Origin of the sequence: Sphingomonas sp. NFR04, from assembly GCF_900114095.1 — a bacterium.
In the GTDB taxonomy this organism is placed as follows: domain Bacteria; phylum Pseudomonadota; class Alphaproteobacteria; order Sphingomonadales; family Sphingomonadaceae; genus Sphingomonas.
This window is the reverse complement of sequence record NZ_FORV01000006.1, coordinates 223296-236551: the sequence shown is the minus strand read 5'-3', so window position 1 is coordinate 236551 and position 13256 is coordinate 223296. Positions and strand designations below refer to the sequence as shown.

Sequence of the window (13256 nt, the reverse complement as noted above, 5' to 3'; positions counted from 1 at the left end):
ATAGGGCGCCGACATGTCTGCCGGCGCCCTTCAGCATCACTTCACGCCCAGGAAGGGCATCGGTCCGCTGCCGCCCATATAGGTGGGCAGCTGGCCGTTCCATTTCTCGACCGCGCGCAGGTTGACGATCTCCGGGTTGGTGCGGATCGCCTCCGCCTCGACCTGGATCGCCTTGGCGTCGCCCGCGGCCTTGGCGATACGCGCTTCGGCATCGGCCTTGGCGGTCTCGACATTCGCCTTTGCCGCCAGTGCCTGCTGCTCGTTCGCGATCTTGGCGTTGATCTGGTTGAGCACTGCCTCGGGCACGACGATGTTGCCCGCCCAGTAGATCTGCTCCACCTGCAGCCCCACCGGCGCGAAAAAGGCCTGTACCCGCTTGGTGGCCGTCGCGATCAGCTCGGCCTTGTGGGTGCCGTAGATCTCTTCGACGCCCAGCTGCGCCGCGCGCTCGACGATCGCGTTGCGGATCGCATTGCGCAGCGGCCCGGCGATGATCTCGTCCATGTCGGTGCGGTAGCGCTGGAACAGGATCGACGCGCGCGCCGGATCGACATGGTAGGACACGCCCACGTCTGCCCGCAGCGACAGCCCGTTCTTGTCCTGGAAGCTGAAGGCCTCGTCGATCGGGCTCTGCTCGGTGTGCGACGCCGTCCAGGTATAGGTACGGGTGAACACCGGATACTGGTAGATGTGCGTGCCGGGCAGCGCGATGTACCAGCCGACCGGCAGCGACTCGGGCCGGACGCCGCCGGCGATGTTGTTGACGCGGATGCCCACCTGCCCCGGCTCGACCCGTGCGAAGCTGCTCAGGCCGAAGATGGCTGCCGCCACCGCAATCGTGATCCACAGCCAGCTGCGCCCCAGCAGCCGGAACATGCCGAAGCCACCACCGAAATTCCCCGGTTGATATGCCATTTCTCAAGTCCATGAAGATGGAGGAGAAGCGTCCTCCCGCGCCACGTTCGGGCGGGGGCGACCCCAATGTCGCCCCCGCGCGGATGCACGCGGCCGAACTGATCGGACCGTTGGTCGATGGTCAGGTGGAGGTCGGGCGGGATGCGCGGCCGAAAGGCTTCGGTTGCGCAGGCAGGACGACACAGCAACAGCCAAATCGCGGAACAGATGCCGGGAAGACCGGCAATCCCACAATCCTACAGCTCAAGCCAAAACGTCGTTGATCCCTGCTCCTTGTGCAGCACCGAATGTAGGCGCGAATCTACGCCTTTTGTTGCGGTGCGCAAGCGAATCCGGAAGGCACATTTCCGATATTCGGCGGGATCGGCTCAGCCGAGCATCGCCTGCAAACTGGCGGAGATCCGCTCGGAAAAGGCCTGCCCCTCGCGCGTCACCATGTGCGCGGCCAGCCCCTGCTGCTCGGCGAGCGCCATGCCCGCGGGCCCCAGCACGGTCAGGGCCGTCGCCCAGGCATCCGCCAGCATCGCCTCGCGGTGCAGCACCGAGACCGAGACCACCTGGTTGTCGATCGGCCAGCCGGTGCGCGGATCGATGCTGTGCGCGTAGCGGCGCCCGTCGCGTTCGAAGAAGCGGCGATAGTCGCCCGAGGTCGCGACCGACAGACCGTGCAGCGCCACGCGGAGCGGCGCAAGCGTGCTGTCCGGCACCGGCTCCAGCTCGACCCACCAGGGCTGGCCGTCGGGCTTGATCCCCTCGCCGCGCAGCTCGCCGCCGATCTCGATCAGGAAATCCTCGATGCCCAGCGCGAGCAGCCGCTCGGCCACGGCGTCCACCGCATAGCCCTTGGCGATGCCGGAAAGGTCGATCTGCACCGCCTCGCGCCGGCGGATGCGGCGCTGTTCGGAATCGAACTCCAGGTGCCGCGCGCCGGACATGACCTTGGCCTCGCCGATCGCATAGGCGCTGGGCACGTCGTCGCGCGGGCCGGCGGGGCCGAAGCCCCACAGGTCGGCGAGTACCCCCGCAGCCGGATCGAACGCACCGCCGCTCGCCGCATGGACCGACAGCGCCGCGTCGAGTACACGTACCGCCTCGGGCGAGAGCGGCTGCCAATAGCCTAGCATCCCGCGGTTGAACCGGCCGATACGCGAGCCCGGCTCCCAATGGCTGAACTCGGCGATCATCCGCGCCAGCACCGCCTCGACGGTGTCGCGAATATCCTCGGGCGGGTCGACGACGACCAGCCGCCAGGTGGTGCCCATCGTCGCGCCGCCAAAGGTGGCGACGGGCGCAGCCGATCGCCGCCGGTGGAACGCCGCCGGCGACAGGCTCTCGGGAACAGCAATACGAGCGTCGGCGATCAGGGTGCCAGTACCTCCAGCGTGGTCGTGTAGCTGACGCGGCGGCCGGAGGGAACGCCCCGCATGCCCTGCGGTCCACCCTCGGGACGCGGCGCCCCTGCCCCGGCCTGCGCCTGCGGACGCGGCCCCTCGCCTTCACCCTCGGGCCGCGGCGCATTGGGCGTCACGTTGATCCAGTACATGCCCGCTTCCGGCCAGCGAATCGTCACCTTGCCCGAAGCATCGGTGCGCTGCTCCATCTGCTTGGGCGCCGCGCGGTAGCGGCCGCCGCCGAGGATGGTGGTGACGTACAGGCCCGAGGCCGGCTTGCCGTCGAGCAGGAACTGGAAGGTCGCGGGCTCATTGGCGACAAGGTCGTTCGGGTGGGTCACCGGCACCAGCTCGATGCCCTCGTCGGTCGGCTTGAACACGGTATTGGTCGGCGCGCCCTGCGTCACGAAGATCTCGTTGCGGGCGAGCATTTCGCTGGTCTGCACGTCGGTGGCGCCCGCCGGGATCGCGGTGGCGAGCTGCGCCTTGGTGGTGCCGCGCGGCAGCATCTTGGTCTCGCCGTTGAGCGTGTAGCGGCCGAACACGCCCTGGTTCACCACAGCGATGCGATAGGTGCCCTGCTGGGTGAGGTGCACGTCGAAGGTCGCGCGGAACTGGCCGACATTGTGATGCTCGGCCTTGCCCTCGGTGCCGTCGGGCTGGGTGATCGTGGGGAGCGCGCCCATCGGGCGATGGTCGAAATAGAACAGGTCGTTCGACACCGCGGCGTCGACGGTCACCCAGTTATCGGTGCCCGAGACCACCGTCGACGACGGCAACAGCCACATGCGGTGGGCGATCGCGGCCGGCGCGGCAAGCGCGGTGACGGCGGCGAGGGCGAAGAGCGGCTTGCGGAACTTCATGATGCTGGATCCCCCCAGTTTAGCGCTTGAGCGTGAACGAAACGGCGCCGAGCTCGCTGGCACCCTTGGCAGTGGCGGTGGCGCTGCTGCCGTTCCAGGCGAAGGGCAGGCGCACGACTTCACGCCCGCCGACTTCGCGCGCGGCTTCCACCACCAGCGTATACTGGCCCGGCGTGAGCGCGGGCATGCCGCCCTTGCCGGCGACGAGGCGCTGTTTCTGCACCCCCGGCGCGCGGGTGGCGCCGCTGATGCCGTCGGCGGGGAAGCTCATCGTGCGGCCCGAGGCGCGCCACCATTGGCGCACCTCGTGCAGCCACTTGGTGCCCTCGCCGCCGCGCTTGTCGACATCGTACCAGACGGAGAGCGTACGGGGCGCCTGCCCCTCCTTCTCCAGCCACACCGCGACATAGGGCTTGTGATATTCGGCCACACGGATGCGCGGCAACTCGATCGACAGGTCCATCGTCTGCGCCGCCGCCGCGTTCGGCAGCAGGGCGCCGGCGCCGAGCGCGGCGGTGGTGAGTCCGGTCAGGCGAAACTGCATGAAACCCCCTTTAGTGAACCAGGAACAGCGCGATCAGCGCAGGAACGGCGAGGCCAGCGGCGACCAGCGGCCAGGTGCTCTTGCGATGCTTGGAATGCATCCACAGCAGCACCAGCCCGGTGAGCGTGAACACCAGGCATGCGAAGGCGAAAACGTCGATGAACCATTTCCACGCGGTGCCGGCATTGCGGCCCTTATGGAGATCGTTGAGATAGGCGATCCAGCCGCGCGAACTGGTCTCGCTCGTCACCTTGCCGGTCTCGCGCTCGATCGCGATCCAGCCGTCGCCGCCGGGGCGGGGCTGGGCGAGGTAGATCTCGTCGGCCGACCATTCGGCGATGCCCTCCGCCGGCGTCTTCAGATTGTTGCGCAGCCAGCCCGCGACCGGCGCGGGCAGCTTCTGCTTGGCATCGGGCTTGTCGTCGGGCTTGACCAGCGGCAGCAGCGCGGGCGGCAGCTGCGCGGCGCGATCCACCGTCCTGGGCGCACCTTCGATGTCCGCCGCATGATTGAGCGTGAAGCCGGTGACCGCGAACAGCAGCAGCCCGATGAGGCTGATCGCCGAGCTCATCCAGTGCCAGGTATGGAGCTGCTTGAGCCAGAAGCTCTTGCGGCTGCGCTTGCGCGGCGCGACGGGAGGAGACGGGGCGTGCATCGGGTTGTCGGGAATCTCGGCTAGGGTCGGACCGATGCGATAACGCGAACGATTCGCATTTACAACGATCGAGTTGTAACAAGCTGTACCGGCCACATCGGAAACACTGTGTTCCCGATCCTATCCGCTGGTTTGTCTGGGCGTGCCGGGCCTGAGCGGCTATCCCGGCATCAGCAAACACGGAGACCAACGATGCGCGACGACCTGGTGATCCAGACGATCGAGCCGACCACGCACGACCTGGGCGGCTTCAAGGTGCATCGCACCCTCCCCTCGCGGCCGCGCACCATGGTGGGGCCATTCATCTTCTTCGACCAGATGGGCCCGGCGATCCTCGACGTCGGCACCGGCATCGACGTGCGCCCGCACCCGCACATCAACCTCAGCACCGTCACCTATCTGTTCGCAGGCGCGCTCGACCATCGCGACTCGCTCGGCACCTACGCCACGATCGAGCCGGGCGCGGTGAACCTGATGACCGCCGGCCACGGCATCGTCCATTCGGAACGCTCGCCCTCGGCCGAGCGCGAGAAAGGCCCCGAGCTCTCCGGTATCCAGACCTGGCTCGCGCTGCCCGAAGCGGTGGAGGAAATGGACCCCGCCTTCGAGCATGTCGCCGCCGCCGATCTGCCGGTCATCGAGGCGCATGGCGCCCGCGCCCGGGTGATCATGGGGGAGCTGTGGGGCGCCGCCGCGCCGACCACCACCTATGCCCAGACCATCTATGGCGATATCGTCCTCGACGGCGGCGCGAGCATCCCCATCGACGCGGTGGCGGACGAGCGCGCACTCTATGTCGCGATGGGCGACGCCAGCCTCGACGGCATGCCGCTGCTGCCGATGACGCTCTATCTGCTCCGCCCCGGCATCCGCGCGACGCTGCGCTCCGAACGCGGTGCGCGGGTGATGTTCTGCGGCGGCGAGGCGTTCAAGACGCCGCGCCATGTCTGGTGGAATTTCGTCAGCTCGAACCGCGATCGGATCAACCAGGCGAAGGAAGACTGGAAGGCCGGCGCCTTCCCCAAGGTGCCGAATGACGACAAGGAATTCATCCCCATCCCCGAGGTTCCTAAGACGGTAAGTTACCCCTAGTTTTCCTTTACTTGCGGCTTTCGCCCAACCGGCGCATCTAGAGCCAGGGCAGAGACTGGACGGCACGGAGGCGGTGCCGGACAGGAACAGGGAGAGCCGTGTGACTGCAATTCGACAGACTAGCCTGCCGCTAGCGACGGGCGTGACGCTCAACGTCGCGCTCGCGGGAGATCCTGCCAACCCGCCCGTGATCCTGCTCCATGGCTTCCCGGAATCGCACCGCACCTGGCGGCACCAGATTCCGGCGCTCGCCGACCGCTATTTCGTGATCGCGCCGGACCAGCGCGGCTATGCCGGCTCGTCCAAGCCCGAGGGTGTCGAAGCCTATGCAGCGGACAGGATCGCCGCCGACGTGTTCGCGCTCGCCGATTCGCTGGGCGTCGACCGTTTCACGCTGGTAGGGCATGACTGGGGCGGCGCGATCGCCTGGATGGCGGCGCTGCGCGAACCCAAGCGGGTCGCCCGGCTGGTGATCATCAACGCGCCGCACCCCCAGGTCTTCCAGCGCAAGCTGTTCGACGATCCCGGCCAGCGCCGCGCCAGCCAATATATCCGCTTCTTCCGCGAGACCGAGCTCGATCGCGCGCCGGACAAGACGGGGCTCGAGCAGTTCCTGCTGTCGCTGTTCGGCGAACATCTCCAGGTAACGGTGCCGCCCGAGGAGCGGGCAATCTATCTCGAGCAATGGAGCCAGCCCGGCGCGCTCACCGCGATGCTCAACTGGTATCGCGCGACCCAGATCGTGGTGCCGGCGATGGACGAGGATCCCCCGCGGCCGAGCTGGATCGACGGCCCCTTCCCGCTCCAGCCCCAGCCGACCCTGGTGATCTGGGGCATGCGCGATCGCGGGCTGCTGCCGTGCCTGCTCGACGGGCTGGAGACGCTGATCCCCGACTATCGCGTCGTGCAGATCCGCGACGGCGGCCATTTCGCGCCCTGGGAAAAACCCGAGGAGGTGACCGCCGCGCTGCTCGAATGGCTCGCCGCCCGACCGCTCTAAAAAAATCGCCCGGCCGAAGCCGGGCGCAGGGGGAAGGAACCGGAAGTCCGGGTCTCAGAAGCGGAAGCGCACGCCGGCGCTGTAGTAGCGCCCCTCGTAGCGTGTATCGATCGGATAATATTGCGTTTCGTTGAAGTAGCGATAGTTGCTGAACGGCTGCGCGAGGATGTTGTTCACCTCCGCCGTCAGCGTGATATTCTCGAACGGCGTGTACGAGGCCGAGAAGTCCAGGCGCGAGATCGGCCGCACGCTCTGACCCGTATATTGCTGATCGTTCGAGTTTCGGCTGTAGAAGTCGATGTACGAGCTACGGTAATTATACGACAGGCGTAGCGAGATCTTGTCGCGCTCGTAGAAGCCGCTGAGGTTGTACGACCATTTCGACAGGCCGGTGAGCGGCACCATCGGCTGGGCCGTCCCCAGCGCCGCCGGCAGCTGGTTCTTGGCGTCGACATAGGTGAGGTTGGCCTGTGTGCCGAACCCGCTCAGCCAGCCCGGCAGGAAGTCGAAGAAGCTCTGCGCCGACAGCTCGAAGCCCTTGATCTTGCCGGTGCCGGCATTTTCCGGACGGCTGATCTGGATCAGGCCATAGACCGGATCGTTGACGTCGCGGGTGTAGTTGTTGATGAACCCCTTGAGATCGCGGTAGAAAACCGCGCCGCTCACCGCGCCGTTGCGACCGAAATAATATTCGATCGTGGCGTCGTAGTTCTTCGACGTCAGCGGCTCGAGCTCGGGGTTGCCGCCCGAACCGAAGAACGCATAGCGCGAATTGTTGCCGCCGGAGCTGGTATCGGTATTGCGGGTCAGGCTGAACGCCGGGTTGAGCTGGCCGAAGCCGGGCCGGGTGCGCGTCATGGTGAAGCCCAGGCGCGCCTGCAGCCCCTGCGCCAGCTTCGCCCGCAGCCCGAAGCTCGGCAGCACGTCGACATAATTCTGCCGGTTGGTATCGGTCACCGCCGAGACGGTGCCGTCGGTCGCCACCACCCGCGACGTGCCGACATAGCGGCCATCGGTATTGACGATCCGGACGCCGACGGTGCCGTCGATCGGGATGCCCACGTCGAACGCATAGCCGGCCGAGGCATAGGCGGCGTAGCTCGATTCCTTGGCATAGAAGCCGCCATAGGGATCCATCGGGATGGCCTGGGTGCTGAACTGCGCCAGCGCGTCCTTATATCCCTGGTCGTTGGGATTGGCGGCGACGATCTTCTGGAGCGACGCGTAGGAGAGCTGGCGCAGCGCATCGGCATTGCTCTGGATCGCGTCGTAGGACGGCATCAGCCAGTTGCGGAACGGCGGGCCGTCGCCGCGGAAGCCATCCTGCACCTGCTCCAGATTGCCCGTCGGCAGGCTGGCGAGCGCGATGCCCAGCGTGGAGGTGTTGGCATAGCGATTGCCCTGGCGCTTCTTGGCATCGCGATCCGTGGCGCGCAGGCCGAACTTGATCTTCGGCAGCCAGCCGATCTCGGTATCCAGCGCGACATCGCCGCGCCACTGGATGCCCGCGCCGGTGACGTAATATTCGCGCTCATAATAGCCGCGCCACGCATAATTGGCGGGGTTGGTCATGTCGTAGTTGCCGAGATCGAACCACGACGATTTGTTCTTCTCGAAGATCACGTTGACCGGGGGCGATCCGGTGGTCTGCGCATCGAGGCTGCGCTCGTTCGCACCATATTCGGAGAAGGTGTAGGCGAAGTCGCTCGAGATCACCGCGCGGCCGGTGTTCCAGATGAAGCCGGCGGCAGCCTGGTAGGTGTTGGTGAAATCGCGGGTGGTGGATCGGAACATCTCCGCCGGATAGCCGCCGGTCTTGCTGACGCTGACCAGCTTGTTGGGCTCGCCGGGGACGCGAACGATGTTGAACAGGTTCGGCGGCACCTCGACGCCGTCTGCATTCTTCGGCGCCGCGCGCAGCAGCGACACGTCGAAGCTCTCGGTCGAGCCCTGGTTGCGGAACGCCTGCCACAGGCCGTCGGCATAGATTTCGAGATTGTGCGCCGGCTTCCACTGGAGCGAGCCGTTGACCGAGGGCCGTTCGCGCAGCCCGCGCGGATAATAGAGGCCGACGCTGTACGGCAGGCGGAAGTCCGCCGCCTCGCCCGCGGGCAGCGTCGCCTTGCTGTTCGCCACCGGATCGACCCCGCCGTTGGTGTAGCGGATCGCGTTGTTGTAATAGAAGCGGTTGTACGCGACGTTGATCAGCGCACCCATCTCGCCGATCGGCGTGTTCCAGCGATCGCTGATCAGCAGATTGCCGTTGGGGTTCGTCTTCTTCGACTGGTCGTTGTACGAGGCGCGGATCGCCCCGGCGATCTCCAGCCCCTTGAAGTCGAACGGGCGGCGCGAGCGGACGTTGACCAGCCCGGCCAGGCCCGGCTCGATCAGATCGGCGGTGGCCGACTTGTACACTTCCAGCGCCGCGAGCGCGCCCGCCGGGAAGTCCTGCACCGCCACGGTGCGGTTCTCGGCGGTGAAGATCTCGCGTCCGTTGAACGACGTGCCGACGTCCGGCAGGCCGCGGATCAGGATGCCCGAGGCCTCGTCGGCATAGCGGCCGACCTGCACGCCCGGCAGGCGCGCGAGACTCTCCGCGGCATTATTGTCCGGCAACTTGCCGATGTCCTCGGCGACGATGGCATCGAGGATCGAGTCCGAGTTGCGCTTGAACTCGCGCGCCGAGGCGAGGCTGGCGCGGATGCCGGTGACGAGGATCTCCTCTTCGGTCGCACTGCTCTGCGCGCTCGGCGTTTGCGGCGTTTCGCCAGCACTTGCGTCGGATTGTGCCCAAGCCGGTGCGGCGCCGGCGAGCGCGATCAGGGCCACGCCCATCAACAGAATCGGTTTGCGAGTCACGTCGTCCTCCCCTTTTGACGTCCTCCGGCGCCGGCTTTCCCGGTCGCTGCGGCGGACACAGACCACCGCGGCAGGCGCGGTCTCGGCCTTTTAAGGCTGACAAAATGGGAAAGCTGTCAATGATGCGGGGATGAAATTTCCCTTGCAGCGACGAAAGGCGTGCAGCCGCAAGCAGTTGCGACCGCACCGGCGGCGCAGGCATGCAACGGGGGGCGAAAGGGACGGTTTGCGCCTCCGTCAGGCGGTGCGCATCACATAGGGCTTGGTGTCGTAGGGCGGCGCCAGTCCCTCCACCCAGGCGCCGTGGGCATGGCTCCGCGCGACCAGCTCCATCGGCGTATCGCCCGGCCAGCCGCGCACGCGCACCTCTTGCGCCGCGAGGTCGCGATTGGGCTCCATCATCACCCAGCCGAGCGGGCGCTCGGGCGTCGCGGCGGCACCTGCCTTGTCCATCATCGCGGATATCCGCGCCTGCGCCTCGGGCCGCAGATATTGCCAGACGACCGAATGCAGCAGCACCCGCGTCACACCCGCCGGCTGCGGCTCGGCGAGCCGCGCTTCGAGCCATTCGGCGGCGTCGCCGCGCTCCAGCTGCACCGGATCGGCACGCAGCATTGCGATCGCAGTGTCCAGCCGCGCCTGCCGCTCGACCGCATCGACCCAGACATAGGCCTGGAGCCGATCGGCATCGCGCGCGTCGGTAAGGTCGAGCGGGGCGATATCGACCCCGCGCGCGGCGACAATCTCCACCGCTGCCGCGGGCGGCGGACTGCCCCGCCATTCGGGTTGCAGCACCAGCGACGACTCGGCCGGCCCGACCGTCACGCCACCCAGATCGAAGCGGTAGCGGCCGAGCATCAGGTTCAGCCCGGCGCTCGATCCGATCTCGAGCAGCTCGAAACGCGGGCCGTAGCGCGCCGCCAGGTGGAGTAGCCCGGTCATCAGCCCGTTCGAGCGCGCCGCTTCGTTGGTCTGGGGCGGGCCGTACAGCCACGGCATCAGCGGCAGGTCATAGGCCGAGAGCACCGCGTCGAGCGCCGCGCCGATCCGGCCGAGATCGGTCTCCTCGCCGGTGAAGATGCGCCGCAGCTCGGGCACGCCGCGCCGGTGGAGCGCATGCAGCCCGCCGACCAGCCGCAGCACCAGCGCATCTGCCACCGGCTCGCCCGGCCAGTCGAGCACCCGCCGCCCGGTTTCGCTGGCGCGGGTGATTCCCTGCCCCAGCGCGGTACAGATGCGCCCGGTGATCGGCGCATCCATCGCCGCGCAATATCCCGCCTGCACGGCAAAACTCTTGCGGTTCTCGGCTTCGCTTGCCATGCGCATCTCCCTTTGGCGCCTGTTGCGCCCATGGCGCCCCCCAAGTAAAGCCCCCGCACCCATGACCGAGCCGTTGATCCTTGCCGTGCCGAAAGGCCGGATTCTCGAAGAGGCGCTGCCCTTGCTGGCGGCGGTCGGCATCGTGCCCGAAGCGGCCTTTTCCGATAAGAATTCGCGCGCGCTGCGCTTCGCGACCAACAACCCCGCGATCGACCTGATCCGCGTGCGCGCCTTCGACGTCGCGACCTTCGTCGCGCATGGTGCCGCGCATCTGGGCATCGTCGGGTCGGACGTGCTGGCCGAGTTCGACTATTCGGAGCTCTACGCGCCGGTGGACCTCGGCATCGGCCATTGCCGCATCTCGGTCGCAGAACCCGTGGCGCTCGCCGCGCAGGACGATCCGCGCGGCTGGAGCCATGTCCGCGTCGCGACCAAATACCCCCACATCACCCGTGCCCATTTCGAGTCGCGCGGCGTGCAGGCCGAATGCGTAAAGCTCAACGGCGCGATGGAGCTGGCGCCGGTACTGGGCCTTGCCCCGCGCATCGTCGATCTCGTCTCCTCGGGCCGCACGCTCCAGGAAAACGGTCTGGTCGAGGTGGAAGTGATCGCCGAGGTGACCAGCCGCTTGATCGTCAACCGCGCCGCGTTCAAGACGCGCGCCAGCGAAGTCGTGCCGCTGGTGGATGGATTTAGAAAGGCAATCCAAAGCCCCTCCCCTTCAGGGGAGGGGTTGGGGGTGGGGCCTGACCTGGGAGCGAATCCGGTGCTGGGGGCGAAGTCCCCCACCCCAACCCCTCCCCTGAAGGGGAGGGGCTTATGATTCGCCTGGACTCGAGCGCGCCCGATTTTGCCGAGGCATTCACCGCGCTGGTGAACGCCCGCCGCGAGGCGGACGACGATGTCGCGCGCAATGTCACCCACATCATCAAGCGCGTCCGCGACGAAGGCGATGTCGCGCTGCGCGACCTGACGCGCCTGTTCGACAAGCACGACCTCGACCGCTCCGGCTGGACGATCGACCGCGCCGACTGCCTCGTCGCCTATGAGGGGCTCACCCCGGAGCTGCGCGACGCGCTGGAGCTGGCTGCCGAGCGGATCGCGGTCTACCATTCCAAGCAGCGGCCCGAGGACCGCGACGAGACCGACGCGCAGGGCATCCGCCTCGGCGCGCGCTGGACGCCGGTCGATGCGGCGGGCGTGTACGTGCCCGGTGGCCGCGCCGCCTATCCCAGCTCGGTGCTGATGAACGCCATCCCCGCCAAGGCGGCAGGCGTGCGCCGCCTCGTGATGGTCACCCCGACGCCGAACGGCGAAGTGAACCCGCTGGTCCTCGCCGCCGCGCATGTCGCGGGCGTCGATGAGCTGTACCGCGTCGGCGGTGCGCAGGCGGTGGCCGCGCTCGCCTATGGCACCGAGACGATTGCGCCGGTCGACGTCGTCACTGGCCCGGGCAATGCCTGGGTGGCCGAGGCCAAGCGCCAGCTCTACGGCGTGGTCGGCATCGACATGGTCGCGGGTCCTTCGGAGATCGTGGTGGTGGCGGATGGCAAGAACGATCCCGAGTGGATCGCCGCCGACCTGCTCAGCCAGGCCGAGCACGATCCCACCAGCCAGTCGATCCTGTTCACCGACGACGCCGGCTTCGCCGACAAGGTCGCCGCGGCTGTCGACGCGCAGATCGCCACGCTCGCCACCGGTGCCACCGCGCGCACCAGCTGGGACGCGAACGGCGCGATCATCCTGGTGCCCGACCTGCCCACCGCGATGCCGCTGGTCGATCGCCTCGCCCCCGAGCATCTCGAACTCGCCTGCGACGATGCCGAGGCGCTGTTCTACATGGTCCGCCATGCGGGCTCCGTCTTCCTAGGCCGGTTCACGCCGGAAGCCGTCGGCGACTATGTCGCTGGCCCCAACCATGTGCTGCCCACCGGGCGGCGCGCGCGCTTCGCGTCGGGCCTGTCGGTGCTCGATTTCATGAAGCGTACCTCGTTCCTGAGCCTGGATCCGTCCGGGCTCGCCGCGATCGGCCCCGCCGCCGTGGCGCTCGCAGAAGCCGAAGGCCTGCCTGCGCACGCAAAGTCGGTCGCGATCCGTTTAAAGTGATAGATTGAGATTATGGCCAGTCCGCAAGCAAAGTCCCGTTCCAAGGCCCGCGCCGCCGCGCGCCTCGCCGCCGTCCAGGCGCTCTACCAGCGCGAGATGGAGGGCACCTCGATCCCCGCGCTGCTGCACGAGTTCCACCAGCACCGGCTCGGCGCGATCATCGAGGACGTCGAATATGCCGAAGCGGACATCGCCTTTTTCGACGACATCGTCAGCGGCGCCGATGCGCGCCGCGAGGAGATCGACGGCATCATCGCAGGCAAGCTGAGCACCGGCTGGACGCTGGAGCGGCTCGACAAGCCGATGCGCCAGATCCTGCGCGCCGGCACCTACGAACTGCTCGCCCGCCCCGACGTGCCGACCGCGGCGGTGATCAGCGAATATCTGGATGTGACCGACGCCTTTTACGATCGCCGCGAAAAGGGGTTCGTGAACGGCATCCTCGACGCGATCGCCAAGGACGCACGCCGTTGACGCGCCCGCCTGCCCCGTGCCGGGCGGGCGGCACCGT

The 13256-nt window shown here is 67.6% G+C and carries 12 protein-coding genes; 5 read left to right on the top strand and 7 right to left on the bottom strand.

The features are described 5' to 3' along the window. Positions 1-36 precede the first annotated feature (36 nt). The 5 genes from BM009_RS17515 to BM009_RS17495 all read right to left on the bottom strand — a co-directional run bounded on the left by BM009_RS17515 (position 37) and on the right by BM009_RS17495 (position 4368). Positions 37-915 carry a prohibitin family protein gene (locus tag BM009_RS17515; RefSeq protein ID WP_175488096.1) on the bottom strand — a complete coding sequence of 293 codons (879 nt, stop codon included), beginning with the start codon at positions 913-915 and terminating at the stop codon, positions 37-39. A 368-nt stretch (positions 916-1283) separates the two neighbouring features. Next, on the bottom strand, positions 1284-2177 hold the full coding sequence (locus BM009_RS17510; protein ID WP_093298146.1) for an FAD:protein FMN transferase: 894 nt from the start codon (positions 2175-2177) through the stop codon (positions 1284-1286). Between the two features lie 98 nt (positions 2178-2275). Further along, on the bottom strand, positions 2276-3169 hold the full coding sequence (locus BM009_RS17505) for a DUF4198 domain-containing protein (RefSeq protein WP_093298144.1): 894 nt from the start codon (positions 3167-3169) through the stop codon (positions 2276-2278). Positions 3170-3188: 19 nt separating this feature from the next. Further along, the gene (locus BM009_RS17500; protein ID WP_093298143.1) at positions 3189-3713 is read right to left on the bottom strand and encodes a DUF2271 domain-containing protein; all 525 of its coding nucleotides are present in this window, start codon (positions 3711-3713) and stop codon (positions 3189-3191) included. Between the two features lie 10 nt (positions 3714-3723). Next, the gene (locus BM009_RS17495) at positions 3724-4368 is read right to left on the bottom strand and encodes a PepSY-associated TM helix domain-containing protein (protein WP_093298141.1); all 645 of its coding nucleotides are present in this window, start codon (positions 4366-4368) and stop codon (positions 3724-3726) included. Positions 4369-4560: 192 nt separating this feature from the next. On the opposite strand from BM009_RS17495, the gene BM009_RS17490 reads away from it, so the two are divergent. Together BM009_RS17490 and BM009_RS17485 are read left to right on the top strand one after the other, a co-directional pair. Beyond that, positions 4561-5460 carry a pirin family protein gene (locus BM009_RS17490; RefSeq protein ID WP_093298140.1) on the top strand — a complete coding sequence of 300 codons (900 nt, stop codon included), beginning with the start codon at positions 4561-4563 and terminating at the stop codon, positions 5458-5460. A 100-nt stretch (positions 5461-5560) separates the two neighbouring features. After that, a complete protein-coding gene (locus tag BM009_RS17485) occupies positions 5561-6460 on the top strand; it encodes an alpha/beta fold hydrolase (RefSeq protein ID WP_093298139.1) in 900 nt (299 codons plus the stop codon). 54 nt (positions 6461-6514) lie between these two features. Here BM009_RS17485 and BM009_RS17480 read toward each other — a convergent pair whose 3' ends face one another. Together BM009_RS17480 and BM009_RS17475 are read right to left on the bottom strand one after the other, a co-directional pair. After that, on the bottom strand, positions 6515-9319 hold the full coding sequence (locus BM009_RS17480) for a TonB-dependent receptor (protein WP_254772342.1): 2805 nt from the start codon (positions 9317-9319) through the stop codon (positions 6515-6517). A gap of 237 nt (positions 9320-9556) precedes the next feature. Next, the gene (locus BM009_RS17475) at positions 9557-10639 is read right to left on the bottom strand and encodes a DUF2332 domain-containing protein (protein ID WP_093298224.1); all 1083 of its coding nucleotides are present in this window, start codon (positions 10637-10639) and stop codon (positions 9557-9559) included. A 61-nt stretch (positions 10640-10700) separates the two neighbouring features. On the opposite strand from BM009_RS17475, the gene hisG reads away from it, so the two are divergent. Genes hisG through nusB form a run of 3 tightly spaced genes read left to right on the top strand, consistent with a single transcriptional unit; the run spans position 10701 to position 13219 of the window. Beyond that, positions 10701-11462, top strand: coding sequence for an ATP phosphoribosyltransferase (gene hisG / locus BM009_RS17470; RefSeq protein WP_254772341.1), 762 nt, complete (start codon positions 10701-10703; stop codon positions 11460-11462). Next, on the top strand, positions 11459-12745 hold the full coding sequence (hisD, locus tag BM009_RS17465; protein WP_093298135.1) for a histidinol dehydrogenase: 1287 nt from the start codon (positions 11459-11461) through the stop codon (positions 12743-12745). The genes hisG and hisD overlap by 4 nt, the downstream gene beginning before the upstream one ends. A 12-nt stretch (positions 12746-12757) precedes the next feature. Next, the gene (gene nusB, locus BM009_RS17460) at positions 12758-13219 is read left to right on the top strand and encodes a transcription antitermination factor NusB (protein ID WP_093298134.1); all 462 of its coding nucleotides are present in this window, start codon (positions 12758-12760) and stop codon (positions 13217-13219) included. The last annotated feature ends 37 nt before the right edge of the window (positions 13220-13256 follow it).